Here is a 24,738-nt window from a genome sequence, read left to right on the forward strand (position 1 = left end):
CGATGACCACCTCGAAGCAGTACGCCGCGACCACCGTCAGCAGCGACGCCGAGCGCCTCGTCCGGCTCTCCGAGCAGCTGCACGCGAACCCCGAGACCGGCTGGGAGGAGCACAACTCCTCGCGCTGGGTCGCGGAGTCCCTCGAGGAGGCCGGGTTCACCGTCACTCCGGCCTACCTCGGGCTGGAGACAGCCTTCCTGGCGACCTTCGGCAGCGGCCCCTTCCGTCTCGGCCTGTGCGCCGAGTACGACGCCCTCCCGGGTCTCGGCCACGCCTGCGGCCACAACCTGATCTCCGCGATCACCGTCGGCGCGGCCCGTGCCCTCGCCCCGCTGGCCGACGCCGCGGGGCTCACCATCGAGGTCTACGGCACCCCCGCGGAGGAGGGCGGTGGCGGCAAGATCGAGCTGCTCGAGCGTGGGGCCTTCGCCGGCCTGGACCTGGCCATGATGGCTCACCCCGCTCCCGTCGACGTCGCCGAGGCCGAGCCGTTCGCGGTGTCGCACTCGCACGTCGAGTACCGCGGCAAGGCGGCCCATGCGGCGGCCTATCCCGAGCAGGGCGTCAACGCCGCCGACGCCTTCACCATCGCCCAGGTCGCGATCGGCCTCCTCCGCCAGCAGCTGCCGCCGACCGTACGCGTGCACGGCGTGATGACCAACGGGGGAGAGGCACCCAACGCCATCCCCGCGCGGACCGAGGGCCGCTGGTACGTCCGTGCCGAGAGCCTCGCCCAGCTCGCCGAGACCGAGGAGAAGGTCTGGCGCTGCTTCGAGGCCGGCGCGCTCGCCACCGGCGCGCAGCTGACCGTCGAACCCGAGAGCAAGCCGTACGCCGAGTTCCGCACCTTCGCGCCCGCGCTGGCGGCGTACCGGCGCAATGCCGAGGAGATCGGCCGGGTCTTCGACCCGGGAACTCCCGCTCGCCGGATGAACCGAGCCTCCACCGACATGGGCAACGTCTCCCAGGTCGTGAACGCGATCCACCCCTACGTCGGCATCAACTCCGGGACCGCCCTCAACCACCAGCCCGAGTTCGCCGCGCACTGCGTCGGCGGGGACGCCGAGAAGGCGCTCCTCGACGCCGCCACCGCGCTGGCCTGGACCGCGCTCGACGTCGCAGAGGAGGCGGCCGCACGATGACCACCGTCGACGCCCCACCGACCCGCACCGAGCACGACTCGCTCGGCCCGTTCGAGGTCCCGGCGACCGCCTACTGGGGCGTGCACACCGCCCGTGCGCTGCGGAACTTCCCGATCAGCGGCACGACCGTCGGGAGCCACCGCTCGCTGGTCGCCGCCCTAGGCGCGGTCAAGCTCGCCGCCGCCCGGGCCAACCACGAGCTCGGCCTGCTCGACGACCGGCGCCACGGTGCCATCGCCGCCGCCGCGCAGGAGGTCCGCGACGGGGTACTCGACGACCAGTTCGTCGTCGACGTGATCCAGGGCGGCGCCGGCACCTCGACCAACATGAACGCCAACGAGGTCGTCGCCAACCGGGCGCTCGAGATCCTCGGGCTGCCGTTCGGCAGCTACGACGAGATCCACCCGCTGGACCACGTGAACCGCTGCCAGTCGACCAACGACGTCTACCCGACCGCCGTCCGGCTCGCCCTGGTCGGGGCGATCGACCGCCTGGTCGAGTCCACCGAGGCCCTCGCCGACTCGTTCGCCCGCAAGGCGGCCGAGTTCCGTGCCGTCCCCAAGATCGGCCGTACGCAGCTCCAGGACGCCGTCCCGATGACGGTCGGCCAGGAGCTCGGCGCCTTCGCCATCACGCTGCGCGAGGAGCTGGCCCGGCTGGCCGACTCGCGGGTGCTGCTGTGCGAGATCAACCTCGGCGCCACCGCGATCGGCACCGGGATCACCGCCCACCCCGACTACCGGCGGCTCGCCGTCCGGCACCTCGCCGAGATCACCGGACTGCCGGTGGTCGGCGCGGGCGACCTCGTCGAGGCGACCAGCGACACCGGCGCGTTCGTGCAGGTCTCCAGCGTGCTGAAGCGGATCGTCGTCAAGGCGTCCAAGATCTGCAACGACCTCCGGCTGCTCAGCTCCGGCCCACAGGCCGGGCTCGGCGAGCTCCAGATCCCCGCCCGCCAGGCCGGGTCGAGCATCATGCCCGGCAAGGTCAACCCGGTCATCCCGGAGATGGTCAACCAGGTCGCCTTCTGGGTGATCGGCAACGACCTGACCGTCACCATGGCGGCCGAGGGCGGCCAGCTCCAGCTCAACGCGTTCGAGCCGGTGATGGCGCACGGCCTGCTCCAGGGCTTCACCTGGACCGCCGCCGCCTTCGACTCGCTGCGGGAGCTGTGCGTCGACGGGATCACCGTCGACGCCGCCAAGCTCGCCGCCGCTGCCGCCGGCAACGCCGGCCTCGCCACCGCACTGACCCCGCTGCTCGGCTACGCGCGCTCCGCCGAGATCGCCAAGGCCGCGCTGAGCGGTGCGGGTGACGTACGGGATCTGGCGCTTGCCGCCGGTGGCCTCGACCCGGTCGTGCTCGACGCGCTGCTGCGACCCGAGACGCTCGCGAACCTGGACGCGAACGGCGAAGGCGTCAACTGGGCGAATCGGGCGAAACGGGAGTGACTTCGGGCAGGATGGCTCGCATGGCCGAGCCGTCCTTCACCCTGACCCAGCTGCGCTACTTCGCCGCGGCTGCGGAGCTGGGCAGCATGACCGCCGCGTCGCGGCAGCTCGTGGTCTCGCAGTCGGCCGTCTCGACGGCCGTCGCCCAGCTCGAGAAGGAGCTGGGCGTCCAGCTGCTGCTGCGCCACCACGCGCGCGGCCTGACCCTGACGGCGGCCGGCGAGGAGTTCTTCCGCGAGCTGCGCAGCTACCTCGTGCACACCAGCGAGCTGGTCGAGGTGGCGCGCTCCGCCGGTCAGGCGCTCGTCGGCGACCTCGCCATCGGCTGCTTCACCACCCTGGGTCCCTTCGAGCTGCCGCGGCTGCTGGCCGCCTGCGAGCGGGACCACCCCGGCATCCATGTCTCCGTGGTCGAGGACGAGCACGCCGCGCTCAAGCACGCGCTGCGCTCGGGCAGCTGCGAGCTGGCGCTCATGTACGGCTATGACCTCGACGACGACATCGACCACGTCCGGGTCGGCCTCGCGGCGCCGTACGTCCTCATCGGCAAGGGCCACCGGCTGGCGCGCCGCAAGAAGGTCGCGCTCGCCGAGCTCGAGGAGGAGCCGATGGTGCTCCTGGACCTGCCGCACAGCGGGCAGTACTTCGAGCGGCTCGTCGAGTCGGCCGGCTTCCGTCCGCGGATCCGCCACCGCAGCGCCGGCTTCGAGACCGTCCGGGCGATGGTCGCCAACGGCCAGGGATGGTCGGTCCTCAACCAGCGCCCGGCCAGCGACACGACGTACGACGGTGCGCAGATCGTGACCCTCGAGATCACCGACCCGGTCGAGCCCCTCGAGGTCGTGCTGGCCTCGATGAAGGGCGTACGCCTCACCGCCCGCGCCCAGGCGTTCGTCCGCTCCTCGGGCCGGGCAGCACGACGGCGGGAAGGCCGCTGACGCGACCTCCCCGCCGTGGGAGCGCTCGGTGCCTCAGGCGTGCGAGGCGAGCGCCATCTCGCTCGGCGCGAGCTTGCGGCCGCGAGCCAGCAGGTAGTAGACCGGCGCGGTCGCGACCAGGCCGATGATCCAGCTCAGGTCGGCGCCGTTGAGCTTGTCCGCGACCGGACCGGTGTAGAGCGGCGTCGCCATGAACGGGATCTGGACGACGATGCCGATCACGTAGGCGAGGATCGCCTGGCCGTTGAAGCGGCCGTAGATGCCGCCGTCGGCCGCGAAGATCGAGTCGAGGTCGTAGTGGCCGCGGTGGATCAGGTAGAAGTCGATCAGGTTGATCGCGGTCCACGGGACCAGCACGACGAGCAGCGCGAGCACGATGTCGACGAAGTGCGAGATGAAGTTGCCGGAGACGCCGATGGCGAAGTACGTCGAGGCGGCCATCACCACCAGTGAGAGCACCACGCGGCTGCGGGCGGTCGGGATCCAGTTGGCGACGAACGTCTGCACGCAGGTGATGACCGAGAGCACGGTGCCGTAGAGGTTGAGCGCGTTGTGGCTGATCACCGAGAGCAGGAACAGGATGAGCAGCGGCGTACCGAACGCGCCGGTCGTGTCGCGCACCCCGGTCATCACCTCGACGCCCGGCTTCATCGCCAGCGCCACGATCGCGCCGAAGACGAACGGCAGGATCGAGCCGAGGGTGCAGCCGAGGTAGGTGGCGGTGAAGGTCGCCTTCACCCCGACGCTCGCCGGCAGGTAGCGCGAGTAGTCCGAGACGTACGGCGCGAACGCGATCTGCCACAGGGCACCCAGCGAGACGGTCGCGAGGAACCCGGCGGTGCTGTAGCCGCCCTGCGTCCAGAAGCCCGCGGGCACGCCGGAGACGAAGATCGCGACGGTGCCGAGCACGATCCCGATGCCGAGGACCCAGGTGGCGACCTTGTTGAGCGAGTGGATCACCTTGTAGCCGATCACCGCGATCAGGCCTGAGCCGAGCGCCCCCAGGACGATGCCCGCCTCGACCGGGATCGGGTCGGCGATGCCGTGCAGCGACTGGCCCGCGAGGACGATGTTGGAGGCGAAGAAGGCCAGGTACATGACCGCCGCGATCACCACGACGATCAGTGCCCCGTAGGAGCCGAACTGGCCACGGCTCTGGATCATCTGCGGGATGCCCATCTGTGGGCCCTGGGCCGAGTGCAGCGCCATGAAGACACCGCCGACGAGGTGGCCGACCACGATGGCGACGACGCACCAGAACAGGTCGAGGCCGAAGACGGTGACTCCGGCGGCACCGGTGACGACGGGCAGGGGAGCGATGTTGGTCCCGAACCACAGGGTGAAGAGGTCGCGCACCTTGCCATGGCGGTCCTCGGGTGGGACGTAGCCGATGGTGTGCTTCTCGACGACTGGCTGGTCAGACATGGTCATTCTCCAAAGGGTGTGAGGCGCCCCACCATGGTCGTGACTCGGTAGTTCCTCTGGCAAACGAATCCTTTTGGCGCAATGCATCAGCAGAACCGATGCTCGCTCGGTACGAGACCGAGCGCCGGCCGAACACCCGATACCCTCACGTTCGCGTTCTTAGGTAAACCTTTCTAAGGTGAGGCTTACCAATTGAAAGGACGGCCGTGAAGCCTATCTCAGCTGTTGTGGTCTCGGTCTCGGTTGCCCTTCTCGGGGCAACGCTCACCTCCTGTTCCTCCGGCGACGCGCTGGTTGTCTACAACGCCCAGCACGAGCAGCTCATGGAGGAGCTGGTGCCGGCGTTCGAGAAGGAGACGGGGATCGACGTCGAGCTGCGCAACGGCAAGGACCTCGAGCTCGCCGCACAGCTGGTCGCCGAGGGCGAGAAGTCGCCGGCCGACGTCTTCCTCACCGAGAACTCCCCGGCGATGGCCGCGGTCGAGCGTGAGGGTCTGCTGGCCACCCTGCCGGAGGACGTGACCGCGCCGATCCCGCAGCAGTACCGGCCGGACAGCAACGCCTGGACCGGGTTCGTGGCCCGCTCCACCGTGCTGGTCTACAACACCGACCAGATCACCGAGGCCGAGCTGCCGGCCTCGCTGCTCGAACTGGCCGAGCCGGAGTGGAAGGGCAAGATCTCCTTCTCGCCGACCGGCGCCGACTTCCAGGCGATCGTCGCCGGAGTCCTGGCCCTCGAGGGCGAGGCGGCCACGAAGGCATGGCTCGAGGGGATCAAGGCCAACGGCACCGTCTACGACGGCAACAACGTGGTCCTCGAGTCGGTCAACGCGGGTGAGGTGCCGGTCGGGATCATCTACCACTACTACTGGTACCGCGATCAGGCCGAGTCCGGCGAGGTCAGCGACAGCTCCGAGCTCCACTTCTTCGGCAACCAGGACCCCGGCGCCTTCGTGAGCGTCTCCGGGGCGGGCGTGCTGGCCTCGGCCGAGCACAAGACCGACGCCGAGAAGTTCATCGGCTATCTCACCGGCAAGACCGGGCAGCAGGGGCTGGCCGACAGCTATGCGCTGGAGTACCCGCTGAACCCCGAGGTGCAGCTCGACCCGCCGGTCAAGCCGTTCTCCGAGCTCGAACCGCCCGCCGTCTCGGTCTCCGAGCTCGACAGCGACGCCGTGGTCGAGATGATGACGGAAGTCGGGTTCCTCTGAGCAGCGTGCATCTCGGCACGTTTCCGGCCGCCTCCTCAGGAAGGTGGCTGATGCCGGCGGTGGCCGGCGCGATCGCCGCCGTCTGCCTGCTCCCGGTGGCGTACGTCGTGTGGTCGACCGCCTCGTTGGGGCCGGCGGAGGCGTACGACTTCCTGGTCCGGCCGCGCATCGGTGAGCTGCTGTGGAACACCGGCCGGCTGCTGGTCGGCGGTGTACTGCTGTCCGTCGTCTTCGGGGTCAGCGGGGCGTGGGTGGTCGAGCGGACCTCCCTGCCCCTGGCCGGCTGGTGGCACGGAGCGCTGTGCGCGCCGCTGGCCATCCCAGCCTTCGTCAACGGCTACGCCTGGGTCGCCACGACCCACGCGGTCCAGTCCTATCCCGGGGCAGTGCTGGTCGTCTCGCTCTCCTACTACCCGCTGGTCTACCTGCCCGCGGTGGCGGCGCTGCGACGCCTCGACCCGTCGCTGGAGGAGGTCGCGGCTTCCCTCGGGCGGCGGCCGCGGGAGGTGTTCCTCCGCGTGGTCCTGCCGACCGTCGCACCGGCGGTGCTCGGTGGTGCGCTGCTGGTAGGGCTGCACCTGCTGGCCGAGTACGGCGCGCTTCAGCTGCTCAACTACCCGACCCTGACGACCGCGATCCTGCAGCAGTACGGCACCGCCTTCAACGGTCCGGCCGCCACCCTGCTGGCCAGCGTGCTGCTGATGGCCTGCCTCGGGCTGCTGGCCCTGGAGATGCTGATCCGCGGTCCTGTCCGGCGCGCCCGCGTCGGGAGCGGCACCGCGCGTCCTTCAAGCCGGCTGCGGCTGGGGCGGGGGACCGCTCCGGTGGTCGTCGCCCTCGGGATCTTCGTCGCGCTGGCCGTCGGCCTCCCGGCAGCGAGCCTGGTGCGCTGGCTGGTCCGGGGCGCCTCGGCCGAGCTCGACCTGAGCCGCCTGCTGCCTGCCGCAGGCACCAGCATCGCGCTGGCGGCCGTCGCCGGAGTCGTCGCGACCGCCGCCGCGGTGCCGGTCGTCTGGCAGGCCGTCCGCCGCCGGACGAGCTGGTCGCTGGGCGTCGAGCGGGTCGCGTACGTCACCAGCGCACTGCCCGGTGTGGTGGTCGCACTCGCCCTGGTCACCGTCGCGATCGGCTGGCTGCCAGGGCTCTACCAGACGGTGCCGCTGCTCGTGGCGGCGTACGTCATCCTGTTCCTGCCGCGCGCGCTCGTCGCCGTGCGCGGGGTGCTGGAGCTGGTGCCGCCGCGGCTGGAGGAGGTCGCGCTCAGCCTGGGGTTGAGCAGAGCTGGGGCGATGCGCCGGGTGACCCTGCCGCTGCTCCTGCCCGGGCTCGCGACGGCGACCGCGATGGTCGCGCTCGCGGTCTCCACGGAGCTGACCGCGACGCTGTTGCTGGCCCCGATCGGGACCACCACGCTGGCCACGGAGTTCTGGAGCGAGGCGTCCTCGGTCGCCTACGGTGCCGCGGCGCCCTACGCGCTGGCGCTGGTGCTCCTCGCGATGCCGGCGACGATCCTGCTGGGTCGCTCGTCGAGAGGGGAGGTTCGATGACCGCCGCGTTGGAGATCAGCGGGCTGCGGGCCGGACACGGTCGGCGCCAGGTGCTCGACGGGCTCGACCTGACCGTCGAGGGCGGCGTGACCGCGGTGCTCGGTGCCTCGGGCTGCGGCAAGACGACGCTGCTGCGATGTGTCGCGGGGTTCATGACGCCGACAGCGGGCGAGATCAGGATCGGCGGCCGCTCGGTCGCCGGGCTGGCGCCACGCCGTCGCGGGATCGGGTACGTCCCGCAGGAGGGTGCCCTCTTCCCGCATCTCGACGTCGGCGGCAACATCGCCTTCGGGCTGCGCCGGAACGTGGGCCGTGCCGAGCGGCAGGACCGTGTCGCCGAGCTGCTCCGGCTGCTCGAGCTGCCGGCCGAGCTGGCCGATCGGCATCCCCACGAGCTCTCCGGCGGCCAGCAGCAGCGGGTCGCCGTGGCCCGCGCGCTCGCGCCCCGGCCCCACCTGGTGCTCCTCGACGAGCCCTTCTCCTCGCTCGACGCTGGGCTGCGCGAGGAGTCCGGGCGAGCGGTCGTGCGTGCGCTGCGTACGGCCGGCGCGGCAGCGCTGCTGGTCACCCACGACCAGGGCGAGGCGCTCTCGCTGGCCGACCAGGTGGCCGTGATGGCTGCCGGGCGCTTCCTGCAGGTCGGTTCGGCGGTGGACGTCTACCTGACCCCCGAGCATCCCGGGGTCGCGGCCTTCCTCGGCTCGGCGACCCTGCTTACCGGTGAGGTCGACGGCGCCGGGCGGGTCGACTCGCCGCTCGGCGAGGTCGCGCTCACCACGCCGCGGCCCGCCGGACCGGTGACGCTGGTCGTCCGCGCGGAGCAGGTGCAGGTCTCGGTCGACGCCACCTCGGGCACCAAGGGCGTCGTCGAGGAGGTCTCCTTCTTCGGCCACGACGCCACCATCCGGGTGCGGCTGAGCGATGACGTACGCGTGACCGCCCGGGTCCCGGGCACCGGGATCCCCGACATCGGAGCCACCGTCGCGCTCGACGTCGTCGGGCCGCTGGTCGGCTATCCCGGGAACATGCGATGAGCTCGACGATCGTTACCGGAGCGCAGCTGCTCCTGAAGGGGCGGCCGGGCGATCCGGCGGTCATCACCGACGAGACGACGCTGACCTACGCGGAGCTGGAGCAGGCGGTGATGGACCGGGCGGCGGCGTACGGTCCCGCCCACGGTGTCGTGCTGCTCGAGGCGGGCAACGACCTTGACTCGGTGATCGGCTACCTGGCTGCCCTCGCCGCTCGTCGTCCGGTGCTGCTGACTCCGCCCGGAGGTGACATGGAGGAGCTCCGGGCGCGCTATCGGGCCGCGTTCGAGGGCCGCGCCGCGCTCCATCCCGACCTTGCCCTGCTGCTGTCGACCTCGGGCTCGACCGGGTCGCCGAAGCTGGTCCGGCTCTCCCGGGACAACCTGGCCGCCAACGCCGCCAGCATCGCTGCCTACCTCGGGCTCACCTCCGCCGACCGGGCGATGAGCTCGTTGCCGCTGCACTACTGCTACGGCCTCTCGGTGCTCAACTCCCACCTGAGCGTCGGAGCCGCGGTGATCCTCACCGACCTATCGGTCGCCGACGAGTGCTTCTGGGACGCCGCGGCGCGTCACGGCGCGACCTCGTTCGCGGGTGTTCCCTACACCTTCGACCTGCTCGACACCTCGGGCTTCTCCGACCGCTCGCTGCCGTCGCTGCGCTACATCACCCAGGCCGGCGGCAAGATGCCGGCCGAGACCGTCCGTCGCTATGCCGCGCTGGGGGAGTCGCGTGGCTGGGACCTGGTTGTGATGTACGGCCAGACCGAGGCCACCGCCCGGATGGCCTACCTCCCACCCGCCCTGGCCGCGAGCCGGCCCGAGGCGATCGGCATCCCGATCCCCGGCGGGCACTTCCACCTCGATCCCGTCGACGGCGCTCGCGACGGCCTGGCCGACGGTGTCGGAGAGCTGGTCTACACCGGTCCGAACGTGATGATGGGGTACGCCGAGAGCGTCGCCGACCTCGCCCGCGGCCCCGAGCTCACCGAGCTCCGCACCGGCGACCTCGCCCGGCAGGCAGACGACGGGCTGTGGGAGATCACCGGCCGACGCAGCCGGTTCGGCAAGATCCTCGGGCTGCGTATCGACCTCGACCGGATCGAGTCCGAGCTCGGGTCGGCGCGTGCCGTCGCTCCGGGTGGCCGCCTGCATCTGTTCACCGACGATCCGGGGTCCGCGGCCCGACTGCCGGGGGGCGTCGGCAGCATCGTGGCCCTGCCGCGGGCGGCAGTCCAGGTCCACCTGATCGATGAGGTGCCGCGTACGCCGAACGGGAAGGTCGACTACGCCACCCTCAATGCCTGGGCGAGCGTGGCGGACGCGGCCGGGCCGCCAGATGCGGGGCTGGCGGAGGGCGCGGACGCCGAGGCGCTGCGTACGGTCTATGCAGCGGTACTGAGGCGCCCCGATGCGACGGTGGCCGACAGCTTCGTCTCCCTCGGCGGCGACTCGCTCTCCTTCGTCGAGATCGCCACCCAGCTCGGCGAACGGCTCGGCACCCTGCCGACCGGGTGGCAGCACCGGAGCATCGCCGAGCTCGCCGCGAGCGCGCGGAGCCCGCGGCGGTGGTTGCGGCCCGTCGAGATCCCGGTGCTGCTGCGCGCGGTGACCATCGTCGCCATCGTCGGCAGCCATGCGGACGTCTGGACCCTCCTCGGCGGCGCCCACATCCTGCTCGCGGTGGCCGGCTTCAACCTCGCCCGCTTCGGGCTCACCGCTCCCACCCGGACCCTGCGCGCGCGTCGCCTGCTCCGGGGCGCCGCCGCGATCGCGCTCCCGGCGGCCCTCTGGGTGGGCACGGTGGCCCTGGTCAGCGACCGCTACCACTGGCCGACCGCCCTGGGGCTCAACCAGGTGCTCGGCAGCGACGGGTGGACCCGCGACTGGCAGCTGTGGTTCCTGGAGGTCATCACCTGGTCCTTCGCCGGTCTCGCCCTCCTGCTGCTGGTGCCCGTCCTCGACCGGTGGCAGCGGCGCCACCGCTTCGGCGCGGCCGTCGTGGTGGTGGGTGCGACCCTCTTGGTGCGGTACCTGTGGGTCGGCCTCGAGGCCGGCGCCACCGAGCGCTACACGATCGGCTGCGTCCTGTGGTGCCTCGCGCTGGGATGGGCGGCGGCCGAGGCGCAGCGGCCCTGGCAGCGTGTGCTCGTCGCGGTGACGGCAGTGGTCGCGACGTACGGCTTCTTCGGCGACCCCGTCCGTGAGGCGACGGTCGCCCTCGGCATCCTCGTCCTGCTGGTCCCGTGGCCGCCCCTGCTGCCCTGGCCGCTGGCCCGGCTGGCCGCCGTGCTCGCCGCGGCGTCGCTGTGGATCTACCTCGTCCACTGGCAGATCTATCCCGGCCTCGAGGCCGCCGGGCTGGGGTGGCTGGGCGTCCTTTGCTCGGTCGCGGCCGGCGTCGCCGCCGCGCTCGGCCCGGCGGCGTGGGTCGCCCGAGCCCGGGTGGCTAGATTGACCGCGTGAGGATCACGGTCGTACGCGGGGACATCACCGAACAGCAGGTCGACGCGGTCGTGAACGCCGCCAACTCCTCGCTGCTGGGCGGGGGAGGGGTGGACGGGGCGATCCACCGGCGCGGCGGCCCGGCCATCCTCGAGGAGTGCCGGCGGCTGCGGGCCGGATATCTCGGCGGAGGTCTGCCGGTCGGGCAGGCGGTCGCGACGACGGCCGGCGACCTCCCGGCGCGGTGGGTGATCCACACGGTAGGGCCGGTCTATACAGACGGCCAGGACAACGCCGCCGTGCTGGCCTCGTGCTTCCGTGAATCGCTGCGGGTGGCCGACGAGCTCGGGGCGCACACGGTGGCGTTCCCGGCGATCTCGACCGGCGTCTACCGCTACCCGCTCGAGGAGGCTGCGTACGTCTCCCTGTGGACCCTCGCCCGGACCCCGACCTCTGTCGAAGAGGTTCGTGTCGTGCTTTTCGACCAGAAGGCGTACGACACCTTCGACCGCGCGCGCGAGGCCCTCGATCCCTCCGATGCCCTGGTCGAGGCCGAGCTGCGGAGCGTGCCGGATGCGACGTGGCTCGAGGCCTTCGAGGCCGCCGATGCGCTGACCGCCGAGGACCGCGACTTCGCCTGGGGTGGCGGCCAGAAGACCGAGAGCGGCGCGATCCAGATGCCGTATCCCGCCTACAGCGACCGTGTCCGCCAGCTCTACCGCTCGCTCCCGGGTGCTTCTATCGACTGGATGAAGTGGATGCGGGGCAATCCGCTTCTCTCCGACCCCTCGCTACTCACCGCCGCGCCGATCGCCGACGCCGCCCGCCTGGCCACGGTCTACACGCGGGGCGAACGGTTCAACGACGGTGTCTTCGGGCATGCTCTTCAAGACGGGTCCATCGACGCTATCGTCGGCCGGCTGCGTACGTGGTTCGAGAGCGAGCGCTGAGCAGCGATGACCCATGTTTCGGGACCGAAAGGAAGCATTGTGAGGACTCGCACTGTCGTCATGGCGCTCGCGATCGCGCTGATCGCGTCGTCGTGTGCGGCCAACCGGGGCGACCAGCTGGCCGATGAGCTGAGCGAACGGCTCGAGGGTGTCGACGGCATCGAGCGGGTGGAGGTCGGTGGCAACAACGTGCTGCCGTTCGCGGGTGACGCCAGCGGAACCATCGTCTTGGAGGACGGGATCAGCACGGCGCGGGCCGCTGAGATCGCCGCGATCCTCGAGCCCTACGTGTCCGGGGAGAGTCCCGACTACGAGCTCATGCTCGGGATCGACCGCGTCGATCTCCAGGTGAGCCCATCCGAGGAGAGCAACGCGAGCGGGTTGCGGTTGCTCGACGAGGTGCGGCAGCGCACCGATCTGAGCAGCGCGACGATCGCCTACGGTGCCGGGTCACAGGCCTGTGTCGTCGCGGCGAAAGCGAGTGCGGATGCAGTGACGGCCTATGACGGCTTGGTTTCGCTCCGGGCCGCGACGCCGGGCTGTGAGCGCGCCGGTGTGCTGGTGACCCACGGAAAGGATCAGAGCGTCACCGATGCGCCTGACTACTGGGAGCACGTCGACACGTTGCCTGAAGCGGTTTCGATATCGAAGCCCATCGTCAGCCTCCGCGAGATCCGGGATCGGCTCGACGTCGTGAGCTATGCGATCAGGCCGGGCTCGCTGGTTCTGGGGATGAGTCGCGGTGAGGACGTGGTCGCGGCCGACGAGCTCGCGCGCAAGACGCCCGGTCAACGGGTCAGCGTCAGCGGCGGCAAGATCAACGCTTGGAGCCGGGACGTGCCCGCTGCTCAGCTCGTCCTCGATCTCGCTGCGCTCTCGTCGGTGGGGTCGGTCAGCAGCGATGTTCGCGGCCTCCAGATCGGTGGCGTCGACGTGAACGACGTCGTCGCCATCCATCAGCAGGCTGCACAGGACCCGGAGGCCGCTGGTCTCAGCCGGATCTCGATCTCCGGCACCGTCGCCGGGGATGAGCGATACCAGATTGCCGGACCCCCGGACGTGGTCGCTGAGCGAGTCGCTGCGGCACCGCGGCTTGCTGCGTACGCGCCGTTCGCTTTGGCTGATGACGTCCTCTCGGTACACGTGGCCATCGACGAGGTTTCCGACATGGTGGAGGTGATCAAGCCCCTCGCTGGTTTCGGGAGGCTGGTCACCGTCCGTGACGACCAGGGGCGGGAGGTCACCTTCCGGAGCGCCGGAGACAAGATCGAGGTGTCCGAAGCGGAACGGCGCGAGGAGGTCCGGCCTTTGCTCGACGCGATCTCGAGGGCGTGGACGGGGTGAACGCTGCGCCGTCGGATAACCGCCGGAAGTCGCCGCTGAGGGGCCCTAGTTTCGAGGCATGGGTACGCATGTCGACATCGATCCGGCCATCCTCTACTTCGGTACGCCGGTGGTATTGCTCTCCACTCTCAACGAGGACGGCACCACGAACCTGATGCCGATGTCGTCGGTCTTCTGGCTGGGACGTACGGCGGTCCTCGGGATCGGCGGGTCATCGCAGACGGCGCGCAACGTGAGGGAGCGGCCTGAGATCGTGCTCAACCTTCCGAATGTCGACCTCGTCACCCAGGTCGACCGGCTCGCGCTGACCACGGGGAACGCGGCGATGTCGGCGGCGAAGGCCGAGCGCGGGTATGTGCACGTGTCCGACAAGTACGCGCACGCCGGGCTGACGGCGTACGGATCCGACACCGTGCTACCGACGTCGGTGACGGAGTGCCCGGTGCACATCGAGGGAACGGTGGCAGCGCTCCACGATCTCGGTGAGCCGAAGCTGCTGGCCGTGGAGGTCGCGGTGACCGCGGTGCGGGTCGCACCGGAGCTACGCCTCGACGGCCACGACCACCGGATCGATCCTGATCGCTGGCGGCCACTGGTGATGAGCTTCCAGCAGTTCTACGGGCTGGGGGAGCGGGTCCATCCGTCGAGGCTGGCGAGCATCGACGAGGAGCTCTATCGGTGAGCGGCGCCGGATCGACACGTCCGGGCACCGGATTGTGGTCCGCGTCGACATAGACCTGTGGCGGGCGTCACATCTACGGTCGGTCTGCCTGCCGGGAGGCGGTGGGCTGGTCTCGCTCAGGAGGATCGGTCATGGGTCTCGGGTTTCGGATCTCGTCCAGGCTTCGGCAGCAACGGATCGGCGCCGCGCTCGCGGGCCTCGGCCTGGTGCTGGCCGGGGGAGCGGCCGTGGCGATCGCCCCGACCGAGGCCTCCACGGCTGCGGCGGGCTCCTGGTCGGCCAGGACGGCGGGCGGGATGACCACCCAGCTGTACGTCCCCAGCACCGCTCCGACGCTCGGCACCGGGCGGGCGCTCATGGTCAACCTGCATGGCTGCGTCCAGACCTCGGCCGCCCTGCGCGACGGCGGCAACTGGACCGCGACCGCGGACGCGCGCGGGATGGTCGTGGCGATCCCCGCGGCACCGAACGGCGGCGTACTCCTCGGCTGCTGGGACTACTACGACAGCAACCACTCCCGGACCTCGCCGGGGCGGCACGACGACAACCTCCTCCAGTTGGTCAGCGACCTGCTCGCCGATCCGGCCCTGGACATCGACCCCGACCAGGTCTATCTGTCCGGGCTGTCCTCGGGTGGTGGCGAGACGATGGTGATGGGCTGTCTCGCGCCCGACGTGTTCGCCGGGATCGGGATCAACGCCGGCCCTTCGGTCGGGACGACCTCGGGGCAGATCGGCTCGGTGGCAGTGACCCAGTCGCAGGTCACCAACACCTGCCGTACGTTCGCCGGCTCTGCCTCCTCGGGATTCGGCAGCCAGCTCACCTCGGTGATCTACGGCTCCAACGACACCACAGTCGCCCCCGGCTACAACACCCTGAACGCGCAGGTCATGGCCGGAATCTACGGTGCCGGGTCGCAGTCGTCCTTCTCCCTGTCCGGCCTGGCAGGCAACAACACCGCCGGCTCCGGCACGCTGTGGTCGGACGGCACCGGCGCGAGGGTATCCCTGATCCAGAACACCGGGATGGGACACAACTGGCCGGCCGGCGGCGGCCCCGGTGGCTCGTACGTCACGACGAACTCGATCGACTACCCGGCGTACGTCACGGACTTCTTCTTCGACAACAACCGCCGCGTCGAGCGGGGCACCGAGCCGACCGACCCGCCGACGGAGGAGCCCACCGACCCGCCGACCGAGCCGGGCCTCTACTGCGGCGCTGCGACCAACGCCCAGCACGAGGCCGCCGGCCGCGCCCACTCCTACGGCACCAACCCGTACAACCCGTTCTACGCGAACGTCTCGGAGGACTACCTGGGGCAGGGCGACGTCACCGTGACGACCTTGCAGGAGTCGGCGGGCGGCCGCTTCGACGTGGTCACCGCCTGCTGATCGGGTCACGACTCGCGGAGCCTGAGGCGGCCGAAGATGCGGTTGAGCCAGGGCGGCAGGTACCAGTTGGCGCTGCCGCCCAGCCGCATGGCCGCCGGGACGAGGACACCGCGGATGATGGTGGCGTCGACGAGGATGGCCACGGCCGTACCGATGCCGATCATCTTCAGATACATGACCTCGCCGGAGGCGTAGACGGCGAAGGAGACCGCGAGGGTCACGGCGGCAGCCGTGATCAGCGGGGCGGAGCGTTGCAGGCCGAGGAGCACGGCTTGCCGATTGTCGCCGGTTCGGTCGTACTCCTCGCGGATGCGGGAGACCATGAACACCTCGTAGTCCATCGACAGCCCGTAGACGACGCAGAACATGAGTATCGGGAAGGCGGGATCGAGAGTGCCGATGGGGGTGAAGCCGAGGAGGTCCGCGAACATCCCGTTCTGGAAGACGACGGTGAGCACCGCGAACATCACGGCGATGCTCACCATGTTCAGGAGCACTGCCTTCAGAGGGATCAGCAGGCTGCCGCTGAACAGGAACAGCAGCACGAACGTGACCATCAGGATCAGGACGCCGGCCAGCGGGAGCCGCTCCATCAGTGCGTCGCGGAAGTCGACCAGCTCCGCCGGGTCACCACCGACCACCTGTTCGGTGAAGGGGCTGTCCAGAGAACGCACCTCGTGGACGAGCTCGGTCGGGACACCGGCATCGAGCGCAGCGCGTGACGGGACCGCCTCGAGGCGTTGCCCGTCGGCCTGGTCGAGGCGATCGGGTGCCGGGGCGATGCGGGTGCCGTCGGCGAAGACCCCGGCGGGGGAGTTGACCTGCACGATCCCGTCCACGGCGGAGAGGGCGATCGCGTACTCGACGATGTCCTGGGGAGCCACGGTGGGGCCGGTGTTGACGACCTGAAGGGCATCGTTGGGTTCGGCCGAGAAGCCTGCGCGCAGCTCGTCGTAGGTGTCGCGCACGGAATGTCCTGGAGGAAGTACGCGGTCGTCGGGGACTCCGATCTGAACCCCTGCCGCGGGCGCGGCGAGAGCGATCAGGCTGATCAGCGCGATCCCACCCCAGGCGAGCGGACGATCCATCACCCGTCGCCCCAGCCGGTACCAGCGCCCGGCCTCGACCGGCCTTGCGGCGGGGGGAGTGCTGCCGCGCCGGGCCATTCGCGCGCCGATGAGCGCGAGCGCAGCCGGGAGGACGACGATGGCGCCGATGCCCGTGGTGAGGACGGTGAGGACGCCGGCCCATGCGAAGGAGCGCAGGAAGTCGTACGGCAGGACGAACAGCATCGACATCGCCGCCGCGACCGTCAGACCGCTGAAGATCACCGTACGTCCGGCGGTGTCCAGGGTCTCGGCCAGAGCGTCCGGCACCGATCGACCTGCGCCGAGGGCCTCACGAAATCGGGAGATCACGAACAGGCTGTAGTCGACGCCCAGGCCGATGCCCATCACCAGGGTGATGTTCGCGGCGAACGAGGCTATCTCGGTCACGCCGGTCAGGGCGCGCAGTCCGGCCAGCGTGCCGACCACGGCGAAGACACCGACGCCCAGGGTCAGCAGCGCGAAGCTGAGCCGGCGGTAGATGATCAGCAGGAGGACGAACATCAGCGGAAGGATGATCAGCTCGGCGCGCACGAAGTCGAGCGCCGCCTGCTCGCTGATCTGGGTCGAGGCGGCCTCTCCGCCGGCCACGCGTACGTCGATCGCCTCGCCGTGCACCGTGTAGGCGGGGATCAGGCCCGCGATCACCTCACGCGCACTCGTGGCGTCGCCGGCGACGTGGGCGAGAACAACCGCGGAGCCAGTGTCGTCGCTGCGCATGGAAGGGTCCCGTCCGTTCGACCAGTAGGACCAGACCTCCGCCACCCGCGACTCATCGGCGAGGTCGGCGGAGACTGCCATGGCCTCCCGCTCGACCGAGGGGTCATCGACCGATCCGCCGGTCGCCTCGACGAGCAGGATGACGTTCGCGGTGCCGGTGCCGAAGCGCTCGGTGAGCTCGTCCTGTGCTGCCACCGACTCGGTGCCGGGCACCTCCCAGCGAGACAGTACGAACGATGACATCGCCCCGGAGGCGACGAACCCGAGAACGAGCAACGCGCTGATCGCGATGCCGAGGATCCATCCGGGACGACGGGCGACAACGCGGCCCAGCTTCGCCAGCCAGGTCGAGCGGAATGCCGGCGCGGTGGGGGTGGTGGGGGCGGAGGTGGGGATCAGTTCGCGGATCGGCTCGACCATTGTCGCGCTCTCCCTGCTAGTTTTACGAGTAGATGCTCGCGATAAATATACGAGTATCTACTCGTATATTTCAAGGAAGGGCGACGATGACCGATCCTGCGGTTCCGATCCGGACACGCCGCAAGCGGCAGGCGCGTGGGGAAGAGCGAATCCGCGAGATCGTGCGTGCCGCCGCGGTGGTCTTCGCCGAACGCGGACCGGAAGCGGCGACGACCAACGCGATCGCGGCCGAGGCCGGGATCTCGCCGGGCTCGCTCTATCAGTTCTTCAGCAGCAAGGCCGACATCGCCCGCGCGCTCAGCGAGCACTACGCCGCCGAGCTCTCCGGTGTGCGCCAGACGATCATGGACGTCGGCCAGGGGACGTCGATCGAGGCGTCGATCGACGCCGTGGTCGGTCCGCTGGTTGCGTTCAGCCTCGCTCACCCCGGGTTCAAGGCCCTCTTCGCGCGATCCGACCTTCCGGCCGACATGCGCGATGCCGTCGCCCCGGTTCAGCAGGCCATGCACCAGACGGTCGCGACGTTGATCGCACGGTTCATGACCGAGCGCGACCCGGCAGACGTCGATCGCATCGCCACCGTCGCGATCCAGATCGTTCGCGGCATGATGCCGCTGATCACCGAGGCTCCCGATCCGGCAACCCGTGAGGCGCTCACGGCCGAGCTCCGCACTGCGTTGGCCGGCTATCTCACTCGCGCTTGAACCCCGCGTCGTGCTGACTCCGAGGCGAACTGTCCGGCGTGGCTGACGTAGGCTTCGTCTCCCGATCAGAACGAGGTGCAGCATGACAGCGAGCAGGTCCGCTCGTGAGCGGAAGGCAGCCTCGCAGGCCGGGCCCCTGGCCACGGTGAGGATCGACCTCGACGCGCAGGAGCAGTTCGTCTACAAGATCACCTGCACGGAGTGCGTCGTCAGGGACAGGATCAAGTGGGCGACCTACCGTGCCGGTGAGGACAACGGCTTCATGGCGGCGATGGACCGATGGATCTTCCATCTGACGCAGAAGCATCCCGAGGCGGACGCGCCGTGCCTGAAGTTCCTGCCCGAGGCACAGCAGCGGCTCGAGGAGCGCCGGCAGGGGCGACCCGTCGACTGACGGCGTCAGCCTCGCATGGCGGCGGCCTTGATCTCCTCGAACTGCTCGCCCATCCGGGTGGCGAGGGCCTCGGCGGCACGCAGCGGGCGGACCATCACCTTGAAGTCGACGATCCGGCCTTCGTCGTCGTAGGTGAGGAAGTCGCAGCCGTTGAGCTCGAGGCCGTCGACCTTGGCGGTGAACTCGTAGGCGTGGTGGACGCCGTCGTGGATCTCGCGGACGTAGGTGAAGTCCTCGAACACCTTCACCACGGCGCGCAGGATCGCGGCGGTGATCGCCCGGCCGGGGTAGGGCTTGAACGCGACCGGGCTGGTGAACACGACGTCGTCGGCGAGCATCGCCTCCACGGCGTCCATGTCCTTGGCCTCGATCGCCTCACGGAAGGTGGTCATCTGGGCTCCTCCTGGGTCGGTTGCTGGGGAGAGCCTAGAGGGACGGGTGGTGCGGCGTGCTCCGCGCGAGCCTCCGACCGCTGTTGAGGGCGTAGCCGATACCGATCCCGACCGCCGCGGGAGCGAGGACGAGCCCGGGGAGGAACGGGGTCAGGTTCCACAGGTCGCTCCACAGCACGCCGAAGTCGCGACCCTCCTCGAACCAGATCCGGAACGGGCCGCTGAGGCCGACCACGCAGGCGATCAGCGCCCAGCGTACGAAGACGGGCGGGAGGGCCTTCGCGTGGTGGCCGTCCCACAGCCCCCAGATTCCCGAGACGGTGAGCAGCAGCGCGAAGTAGATCAGGCCGGCGCCGATGTTCGCGTCCTCCGTGGGGAAGAGGTTGGTCATCACGATCGAGAACAGGAGGCTGCCGCCGAGGATCACGGCGAGGCGTACGAGGAGCTTCATGTCTCCAGCCTCGCTGATCGGGCTGCGGGGCGCATGAGTGCGAATACTCAGACTTGCGGGAACGACTCGACCCTTGACAAGGGTCGGTTACGCCTCGATCGTGTTCGACAACGATTTCGAAGGAGTCCGTGCCATGACTGCCAGCCAGGACCCCGGGTTCGTGCCGGGAGGCGCGGTCCGTCCGACGTCGGCGCCGCTCGCCGCAGCCAGAGGCACGGGCAACGTCGCCGCCCTCACCTTCGACGACGGCCCGAACCCCGGCGAAACGGATCGCTTGCTGGAGATCCTGGCGGTTCACCAGGTCACCGCGGTGTTCTGTGTCATCGGCCAGAACATCGCCGCCCCCGGCGGCGCCGAGATCCTGAGACGCATCGTCGCCGCAGGCCACACGCTGTGCAATCACTCCACGTCCTACGCCGACATGGGCAGCTGGTCGCACGCCCAGGTCGAGCGGGATCTCAAGGCCAACCTCGCGACGATCCGAGAGGTGCTGGGAAACCCGGCTCAGAAGGTGCCCTACTTCCGGGCTCCCAACGGCAGCTGGGGCAACACCGGAGAGGTCGCCGCATCCCTCGGCATGCAGCCGCTCGGGCTGGGCAACGTGATCTTCGACTGGGACGGCAACGACCTGTCCGAGGAGACGCTGGCGAGCAACCTCCGCGCGGCGATCCAGCCCGGCGCGGTGGCCCTGGCCCACGACGGTGGTGGCAACCGCGAGAACACCGTCGACGCGATCGAGACGGTGCTCCCGGAGAAGCTTGCGGAGGGATACACCTTCACCCTGCCGCAGGGCGGGATCCCGGGCGCAGACTGGACGCCCAGGCCGTAGGCGGCTCGGCCTCGGCCGGGGCCGGCGACGTCGGCTAGATTGCGCGTCGTGAGTGGATCGACGAGCAGCCGGAGTGCCCTGGTGGTCGGTGCGGGGATCGGCGGGCTCACGACGGCGCTCGCGCTGTCCCGGGTGGGGTGGCAGGTGACCGTGCTGGAGCGCGCGCCGGAGCTGGGCGAGGTCGGCGCCGGCCTCTCGATCTGGCCGCGGGCGTGGAAGATCCTCGCCGATCTCGGGGTCGCGGATCGGCTCGTGGACGGGACCCGGCCGGCGATCCAGGCGGGGTTGCGGCGGCCCGACGGGCGCTGGTTGGCGAAGGTGGGTCCCGACGCCGCCGAGCGGACCCCGGTGATGGTGCATCGGGCCCGGCTGCACGAGGCTCTGGTGGGCGAGCTGGAGACGCGCGAGGGGATCGAGGTACGCACCGGGGTGACCGTCACCGGTCTGGCCGATCTCGATGACATCGACGCCGTCGACGGTCGCGGTCCGGCCGACGTGGTGGTCGCCGCCGACGGGATCCGCAGCACGATCAGGAACGAGCTGCACCAGCGCGAGGACGTACGTTATGCCGGCTACACCGCCTACCGCGGCGTCACCGCGGAGCCGGTGCCGGGTGAGGCGTCGACCACGGGCGGCGAGACCTGGGGGACCGGGGTGCGCGTCGGCTATGTCCCGCTGGTGGATGGCCGGACGTACTGGTTCGTGACCGCCAACCGGCCCGCGGGGGAGACTGGCGGGGACCACCACGCCGACGTCACCGCGCTGGTCGGTGACTGGCACGAGCCGATCCCGCAGCTGCTGGCGGCGACGCCGCCGAGCGCCGTGCTCCGAGGAGACATCTGTGACCTGCGGCTGCCGCTGAAGCGGTTCGACCACGGGCGGGTCGTGCTCCTCGGTGACGCCGCGCACGCGACGACGCCCAACCTCGGCCAGGGCGCCTGCGCCGCGATCGAGGACGCCGCAGTGCTGGCCGCGCAGCTCGCCGGCCATGCCCGCATCGAGAGTGCGCTGGTGGCCTACGACCGCACCCGGCGGCCAGCAACCCAGCGGCTGGTACGGGCCTCCAGGCTGGTCGGAGCGCTCGGCCAGGTCGAGAACGGCACGGTGGTGGCCGTCCGTGACGCGGGCCTCGCGGGGCTCGGCGCGATCGCGGGACTGCTGAGCAGGTAGGTCGGCGTCACAGCCGCGGCGCCGCCGGTGTCTGGATGGCCATGACGGCTACCTATCTCACTCTGACGCTCATCGCCTCGATCGCCGCGCTTGGCGGGGCGGTGCTCAACCTGACCGGTCACCGGATACCGGTGACCGAGGCCCAACGGCTTTCGGTGCCGATGGAATGGTTGAGGTTCCCGATCGGGGCGTCCTACGCGCTGGGCTTCCTGGGCCTGCTCATCGGACTGGCTGTCCCGGCGGTCGGGATCGTCGCCGCCGCCGGGTTCGTGGTCTTCTTCGTGCTCGCGATCGGGGCGCACCTGCGAGTGGAGGACCGGAGCCTGGGCCGCGCGGGCGGTGGGCTCGCGCTCTCGCTGGCGACGCTCGTCGTCACCGGGATGTACGCGGCGGGGCGGGACGATCTGGGCGGGGTCGTCGCGGCGTACGTCAACGATCTTCCGGACCCGTGGTGGCCGGTCGTGCTGCTCGCGGTGATCCAGATCGGCGACGCGGCGATGTGCTTCAAGCCGGCCAGCTTCATCGCCCGGTGCTTCACCGATGTCGGGCTGCCGCGGGCGCTGTGGCCGGTGATGCCGTGGGTCAAGGTCGCCGCCACCGCCGGCCTGGTCACCGGGCTGTGGGTGCCGTACGTCGGCGCGCTGACCAGCGCGGCACTGGTGGTCTACTTCGTGCTCGCCGTCTCGGCCCACATCCGGGCCCGCGACTTCGGCCGCAACTTCGTCCTCAACGCAACGGGGTCACTGGTCCTGTGCGTGGCCGTCTTCGTCTTCTGCTTCCTCGGCTGAGCCGGTCTACGCGGCGACGAACAGGGGCAGGCACGGTTCCAGGCCGCTGACCTCGATCTCGCTGCGGTCGTTCAGCTCCCACCGTTCCCGGCCGAGCCGGAGGCGGTGGGAGACGAGCACCTCGCCGTCGCGTACGTCGCGGGAGATGCCGTCGGGCTGGTAGCCGAGGTTGGTCGACACCCCGACCGAGGCGGCGTTGTCGGGGAAAGCCTCGGAGGTGGCGTAGGCACCGCCGAGGTGGTCGAAGACCAGGGTGAGGGCACCGAGGCGGGCCTCGGCGCCGAAGCCGCGGCGGTGGTGTCGCAGGCCGAGCCAGGACGCGGTGCTGACCTCGCGCCGAGTGGCGAACTCGCTCGCCGAGACCCACACGACCCCGATCGGGTCGCCGTCGAGGAAGGCGGCCAGCCCCAGGCTCCAGTCGTCGGGCTTCCAGTCGCCTCGGCTGGACCAGGCGCCGCGCATCACGTGGCGGGCCCGCTCCAGCGGTGGCCGCTCTGCCCACGGAGTCAGGAACGGCCGCTGGGTCGGCTCGTGCACGCCGTCGGCCGCGACCTGCGCCAAGCGCGCGAGCTCGACGTCGGTCGGGAGCCGCAGCTCCAGGCGCGGGGTCCGGATCACCAGGCCGAACAGCGGCCACACCTCGGTCGGAGTCATCCGGCCATCATTCGAGAGCGCGTACGCCGCGGGCAACCGGATATCACTCCTCGGAGTGACTCCTCACGTGGTCGAGCAGGTCGGCTGCCGCCGAGGTGTAGCGGTCGACCTCCTCGCCGCTGTCGCAGGTGCACAGCACGATGGTCACCTCGCCGGCGCGTGGCCAGATCGCCTCCCAGGTCGCGCCGGCCTGCTCCCAGCGGAGCAGTCGCTCGAGGTCGTACGTCATCTCGTGGTCCGTGCGGTCAGCCGAGGACGGCGTCGACGGACTGGGCCCAGAGGCCGGCGGCCTCGTCGATGGCCGCGGAGTCGACGACGAGGGCGGGGATGAACCGCACGACCTGGCCCCAGGCGCCGCAGGTGAGCAGCAGCAGGCCACGTCGGACAGCCTCCTGCTGGGCCGCGGCGGCGGTGGCGCCGTCGGGTTCGCCGTCGGGGGTGCGGAACTCGTTGCCGAGCATGAGCCCCAGGCCGCGTACGTCGGTGATCGCCTCGTGCTTGCTCGCGACCTGCTCCAGGGCGGTGCGGAGCTCGGCGCCGCGCTCGGCGGCGTTCTTGACCAGGCCCTCCTCCTCGATGACGTCGAGGGTCGCGAGGGCCGCGGCGCAGGCGACGGCGTTGGCGCCGTAGGTGCCGCCCTGCGAGCCGGGCCAGGCCTTCGACATCAGCGCCTCGCTCGCCGCGATCGCGGACAACGGGAACCCGGAGGCCAGGCCCTTGGCAGTCATGATGATGTCGGGACGTACGCCGAAGTGGTCGTGTCCCCAGAACTCGCCGGTGCGGCCGAAGCCGGTCTGCACCTCGTCGATGATGAGCACGATGCCGTGTCGGTCGGCGCGCTCGCGCAGGCCGTTGAGGAAGGTCTCGTCGGCGGGCACGTAGCCGCCCTCGCCGAGGACCGGCTCGACGAGGAACGCAGCCGTGTCGGCCGGGGCGCTCTGGGTCTGCAGCGTGTAGTCGAGCTGGCGCAGCGCGAACTCGGTCGCCTGCTCCTGCGGCCAGCCGAAGTGGGGTGCGTCGGGGAAGGGAGAGACCACGACGCCGGCCATCAGCGGACTGAAGCCGGCACGGAACTTGGTGCCCGAGGTGGTCATCGAGGCGGCCGCGACGGTCCGGCCGTGGAAGCCGCCGTGGAAGACGACGATGTTGGGGCGGCCGGTGGCCTGGCGGGCCAGCCGGATCGCGGCCTCGGCGGCCTCCGAGCCGGAGTTGGCGAAGAAGAGACTGTCGAGTCCTTCGGGGAGGACGGGGCCGAGGCGGTCGACCAGGTCGAGGAGCGGGCGGTGCCTGACCGTCGTGTACTGCCCGTGGACCAGGTTGGCGATCTGGCGCTGGGTGGCCTCGACGACCTTCGGGTGGCTGTGGCCGGTGCTGGTCACGCCGATGCCGGCGGTGAAGTCGAGATAGCGGCGGTCGTCCTCGTCGAAGAGCTGGACGCCTTCGCCGCGAGCCGCCACGACCGGAGTTGCCTGCTTGAGGATGGGGGAGAGCTTGGCCACCGTGACCTCCTGTTGATTGTCGACAATCCGACTGGCTACTACAGTAGGCGAGCGT

Annotated in this window: 23 protein-coding genes and 1 pseudogene; 17 read left to right on the plus strand and 7 right to left on the minus strand. The window is 70.5% G+C overall.

Going from position 1 to position 24,738, the window contains the following annotated elements; genetic code table 11:
• Positions 1-2 precede the first annotated feature (2 nt).
• Genes OG801_RS26455 through OG801_RS26465 form a run of 3 tightly spaced genes read left to right on the plus strand, consistent with a single transcriptional unit; the run spans position 3 to position 3,531 of the window.
• A complete protein-coding gene (locus OG801_RS26455; RefSeq protein ID WP_406032022.1) occupies positions 3-1,142 on the plus strand; it encodes a M20 family metallopeptidase in 1,140 nt (379 codons plus the stop codon).
• On the plus strand, positions 1,139-2,593 hold the full coding sequence (locus OG801_RS26460; RefSeq protein ID WP_406032023.1) for an aspartate ammonia-lyase: 1,455 nt from the start codon (positions 1,139-1,141) through the stop codon (positions 2,591-2,593). Before OG801_RS26455 ends, OG801_RS26460 begins: the two co-directional genes overlap by 4 nt.
• Before the next feature lie 20 nt (positions 2,594-2,613).
• The gene (locus tag OG801_RS26465; RefSeq protein ID WP_355016916.1) at positions 2,614-3,531 is read left to right on the plus strand and encodes a LysR family transcriptional regulator; all 918 of its coding nucleotides are present in this window, start codon (positions 2,614-2,616) and stop codon (positions 3,529-3,531) included.
• 33 nt (positions 3,532-3,564) lie between these two features.
• Here the strand turns inward: OG801_RS26465 and OG801_RS26470 are convergent, their stop codons facing one another.
• Positions 3,565-4,956, minus strand: coding sequence for a purine-cytosine permease family protein (locus OG801_RS26470; RefSeq protein WP_406032024.1), 1,392 nt, complete (start codon positions 4,954-4,956; stop codon positions 3,565-3,567).
• A gap of 206 nt (positions 4,957-5,162) precedes the next feature.
• Between OG801_RS26470 and OG801_RS26475 the strand changes: the two genes are divergently transcribed.
• From OG801_RS26475 to OG801_RS26515, 9 genes and pseudogenes are all read left to right on the plus strand, one after another.
• Entirely contained in the window at positions 5,163-6,167 is a 1,005-nt protein-coding gene (locus OG801_RS26475; RefSeq protein WP_406032025.1) for an iron ABC transporter substrate-binding protein, read from the plus strand.
• A 5-nt stretch (positions 6,168-6,172) separates the two neighbouring features.
• Positions 6,173-7,714: an iron ABC transporter permease gene (locus tag OG801_RS26480; protein ID WP_355016919.1), complete on the plus strand. Its 1,542-nt coding sequence runs from the start codon at positions 6,173-6,175 to the stop codon at positions 7,712-7,714.
• Complete coding sequence (locus OG801_RS26485; RefSeq protein ID WP_406032026.1) at positions 7,711-8,748, plus strand: ABC transporter ATP-binding protein; 1,038 nt, start codon at positions 7,711-7,713, stop codon at positions 8,746-8,748. Before OG801_RS26480 ends, OG801_RS26485 begins: the two co-directional genes overlap by 4 nt.
• Positions 8,745-11,210, plus strand: a complete 2,466-nt coding sequence (locus OG801_RS26490) for a non-ribosomal peptide synthetase (protein ID WP_406032027.1) — start codon at positions 8,745-8,747, stop codon at positions 11,208-11,210. Before OG801_RS26485 ends, OG801_RS26490 begins: the two co-directional genes overlap by 4 nt.
• Positions 11,207-11,683 (plus strand): annotated as a pseudogene (locus OG801_RS26495) (O-acetyl-ADP-ribose deacetylase); the annotation flags it as partial. The gene OG801_RS26490 and the pseudogene OG801_RS26495, both read left to right, overlap by 4 nt.
• 72 nt (positions 11,684-11,755) lie before the next feature.
• Entirely contained in the window at positions 11,756-12,139 is a 384-nt protein-coding gene (locus OG801_RS26500) for a DUF6508 domain-containing protein (protein WP_406036308.1), read from the plus strand.
• Positions 12,140-12,178: 39 nt separating this feature from the next.
• Entirely contained in the window at positions 12,179-13,483 is a 1,305-nt protein-coding gene (locus OG801_RS26505; protein WP_406032028.1) for a hypothetical protein, read from the plus strand.
• 58 nt (positions 13,484-13,541) lie between these two features.
• Positions 13,542-14,165 carry a flavin reductase family protein gene (locus OG801_RS26510; RefSeq protein WP_406032029.1) on the plus strand — a complete coding sequence of 208 codons (624 nt, stop codon included), beginning with the start codon at positions 13,542-13,544 and terminating at the stop codon, positions 14,163-14,165.
• 131 nt (positions 14,166-14,296) lie between these two features.
• Positions 14,297-15,556 carry an alpha/beta hydrolase family esterase gene (locus OG801_RS26515; RefSeq protein WP_406032030.1) on the plus strand — a complete coding sequence of 420 codons (1,260 nt, stop codon included), beginning with the start codon at positions 14,297-14,299 and terminating at the stop codon, positions 15,554-15,556.
• Positions 15,557-15,561: 5 nt separating this feature from the next.
• On the opposite strand, the gene OG801_RS26520 is transcribed toward OG801_RS26515, so the two are convergent.
• The gene (locus tag OG801_RS26520) at positions 15,562-17,802 is read right to left on the minus strand and encodes an MMPL family transporter (protein WP_406032031.1); all 2,241 of its coding nucleotides are present in this window, start codon (positions 17,800-17,802) and stop codon (positions 15,562-15,564) included.
• An 86-nt stretch (positions 17,803-17,888) separates the two neighbouring features.
• On the opposite strand from OG801_RS26520, the gene OG801_RS26525 reads away from it, so the two are divergent.
• Positions 17,889-18,506 (plus strand): TetR/AcrR family transcriptional regulator, encoded by a 618-nt coding sequence (locus OG801_RS26525; protein ID WP_406032032.1) that lies wholly within the window; start codon positions 17,889-17,891, stop codon positions 18,504-18,506.
• Positions 18,507-18,588: 82 nt separating this feature from the next.
• Entirely contained in the window at positions 18,589-18,900 is a 312-nt protein-coding gene (locus OG801_RS26530) for a hypothetical protein (RefSeq protein ID WP_357352657.1), read from the plus strand.
• A 5-nt stretch (positions 18,901-18,905) separates the two neighbouring features.
• Here OG801_RS26530 and OG801_RS26535 read toward each other — a convergent pair whose 3' ends face one another.
• Both OG801_RS26535 and OG801_RS26540 read right to left on the minus strand, forming a co-directional pair.
• The gene (locus OG801_RS26535; protein ID WP_355016928.1) at positions 18,906-19,292 is read right to left on the minus strand and encodes a nuclear transport factor 2 family protein; all 387 of its coding nucleotides are present in this window, start codon (positions 19,290-19,292) and stop codon (positions 18,906-18,908) included.
• Positions 19,293-19,326: 34 nt separating this feature from the next.
• On the minus strand, positions 19,327-19,743 hold the full coding sequence (locus OG801_RS26540; protein ID WP_406032033.1) for a hypothetical protein: 417 nt from the start codon (positions 19,741-19,743) through the stop codon (positions 19,327-19,329).
• Positions 19,744-19,876: 133 nt separating this feature from the next.
• On the opposite strand from OG801_RS26540, the gene OG801_RS26545 reads away from it, so the two are divergent.
• Genes OG801_RS26545 through OG801_RS26555 form a run of 3 tightly spaced genes read left to right on the plus strand, consistent with a single transcriptional unit; the run spans position 19,877 to position 22,530 of the window.
• On the plus strand, positions 19,877-20,572 hold the full coding sequence (locus OG801_RS26545) for a polysaccharide deacetylase family protein (RefSeq protein ID WP_406032034.1): 696 nt from the start codon (positions 19,877-19,879) through the stop codon (positions 20,570-20,572).
• A 48-nt stretch (positions 20,573-20,620) separates the two neighbouring features.
• A complete protein-coding gene (locus OG801_RS26550; protein WP_406032035.1) occupies positions 20,621-21,742 on the plus strand; it encodes an FAD-dependent oxidoreductase in 1,122 nt (373 codons plus the stop codon).
• Positions 21,743-21,783: 41 nt separating this feature from the next.
• Complete coding sequence (locus OG801_RS26555; RefSeq protein ID WP_406032036.1) at positions 21,784-22,530, plus strand: DoxX family protein; 747 nt, start codon at positions 21,784-21,786, stop codon at positions 22,528-22,530.
• Positions 22,531-22,536: 6 nt separating this feature from the next.
• On the opposite strand, the gene OG801_RS26560 is transcribed toward OG801_RS26555, so the two are convergent.
• Genes OG801_RS26560 through OG801_RS26570 form a run of 3 tightly spaced genes read right to left on the minus strand, consistent with a single transcriptional unit; the run spans position 22,537 to position 24,683 of the window.
• The gene (locus OG801_RS26560; RefSeq protein ID WP_406032037.1) at positions 22,537-23,184 is read right to left on the minus strand and encodes a GNAT family N-acetyltransferase; all 648 of its coding nucleotides are present in this window, start codon (positions 23,182-23,184) and stop codon (positions 22,537-22,539) included.
• 43 nt (positions 23,185-23,227) lie between these two features.
• Positions 23,228-23,413 (minus strand): hypothetical protein, encoded by a 186-nt coding sequence (locus OG801_RS26565; protein ID WP_091046932.1) that lies wholly within the window; start codon positions 23,411-23,413, stop codon positions 23,228-23,230.
• 16 nt (positions 23,414-23,429) lie between these two features.
• On the minus strand, positions 23,430-24,683 hold the full coding sequence (locus OG801_RS26570) for an aspartate aminotransferase family protein (RefSeq protein WP_406032038.1): 1,254 nt from the start codon (positions 24,681-24,683) through the stop codon (positions 23,430-23,432).
• Between the last annotated feature and the right edge of the window lie 55 nt (positions 24,684-24,738).

Origin of the sequence: Nocardioides sp. NBC_00163 (genome assembly GCF_045206295.1) — a bacterium.
Classification (GTDB): Bacteria; Actinomycetota; Actinomycetes; order Propionibacteriales; family Nocardioidaceae; genus Nocardioides.

What these genes read in the sequence shown, in the direction of transcription:
- OG801_RS26455 (WP_406032022.1), top strand. Translation starts at nt 3, where the DNA reads ATGACCACCTCGAAGCAGTACGCCGCGACCACCGTCAGCAGCGACGCC.
- OG801_RS26460 (WP_406032023.1), top strand. Translation starts at nt 1,139, where the DNA reads ATGACCACCGTCGACGCCCCACCGACCCGCACCGAGCACGACTCGCTC.
- OG801_RS26465 (WP_355016916.1), top strand. Translation starts at nt 2,614, where the DNA reads ATGGCCGAGCCGTCCTTCACCCTGACCCAGCTGCGCTACTTCGCCGCG.
- OG801_RS26470 (WP_406032024.1), bottom strand. Translation starts at nt 4,956, where the DNA reads ATGTCTGACCAGCCAGTCGTCGAGAAGCACACCATCGGCTACGTCCCA.
- OG801_RS26485 (WP_406032026.1), top strand. Translation starts at nt 7,711, where the DNA reads ATGACCGCCGCGTTGGAGATCAGCGGGCTGCGGGCCGGACACGGTCGG.
- OG801_RS26490 (WP_406032027.1), top strand. Translation starts at nt 8,745, where the DNA reads ATGAGCTCGACGATCGTTACCGGAGCGCAGCTGCTCCTGAAGGGGCGG.
- OG801_RS26510 (WP_406032029.1), top strand. Translation starts at nt 13,542, where the DNA reads ATGGGTACGCATGTCGACATCGATCCGGCCATCCTCTACTTCGGTACG.
- OG801_RS26515 (WP_406032030.1), top strand. Translation starts at nt 14,297, where the DNA reads ATGGGTCTCGGGTTTCGGATCTCGTCCAGGCTTCGGCAGCAACGGATC.
- OG801_RS26520 (WP_406032031.1), bottom strand. Translation starts at nt 17,802, where the DNA reads ATGGTCGAGCCGATCCGCGAACTGATCCCCACCTCCGCCCCCACCACC.
- OG801_RS26525 (WP_406032032.1), top strand. Translation starts at nt 17,889, where the DNA reads ATGACCGATCCTGCGGTTCCGATCCGGACACGCCGCAAGCGGCAGGCG.
- OG801_RS26530 (WP_357352657.1), top strand. Translation starts at nt 18,589, where the DNA reads ATGACAGCGAGCAGGTCCGCTCGTGAGCGGAAGGCAGCCTCGCAGGCC.
- OG801_RS26535 (WP_355016928.1), bottom strand. Translation starts at nt 19,292, where the DNA reads ATGACCACCTTCCGTGAGGCGATCGAGGCCAAGGACATGGACGCCGTG.
- OG801_RS26540 (WP_406032033.1), bottom strand. Translation starts at nt 19,743, where the DNA reads ATGAAGCTCCTCGTACGCCTCGCCGTGATCCTCGGCGGCAGCCTCCTG.
- OG801_RS26545 (WP_406032034.1), top strand. Translation starts at nt 19,877, where the DNA reads ATGACTGCCAGCCAGGACCCCGGGTTCGTGCCGGGAGGCGCGGTCCGT.
- OG801_RS26555 (WP_406032036.1), top strand. Translation starts at nt 21,784, where the DNA reads ATGACGGCTACCTATCTCACTCTGACGCTCATCGCCTCGATCGCCGCG.
- OG801_RS26560 (WP_406032037.1), bottom strand. Translation starts at nt 23,184, where the DNA reads ATGACTCCGACCGAGGTGTGGCCGCTGTTCGGCCTGGTGATCCGGACC.
- OG801_RS26565 (WP_091046932.1), bottom strand. Translation starts at nt 23,413, where the DNA reads ATGACGTACGACCTCGAGCGACTGCTCCGCTGGGAGCAGGCCGGCGCG.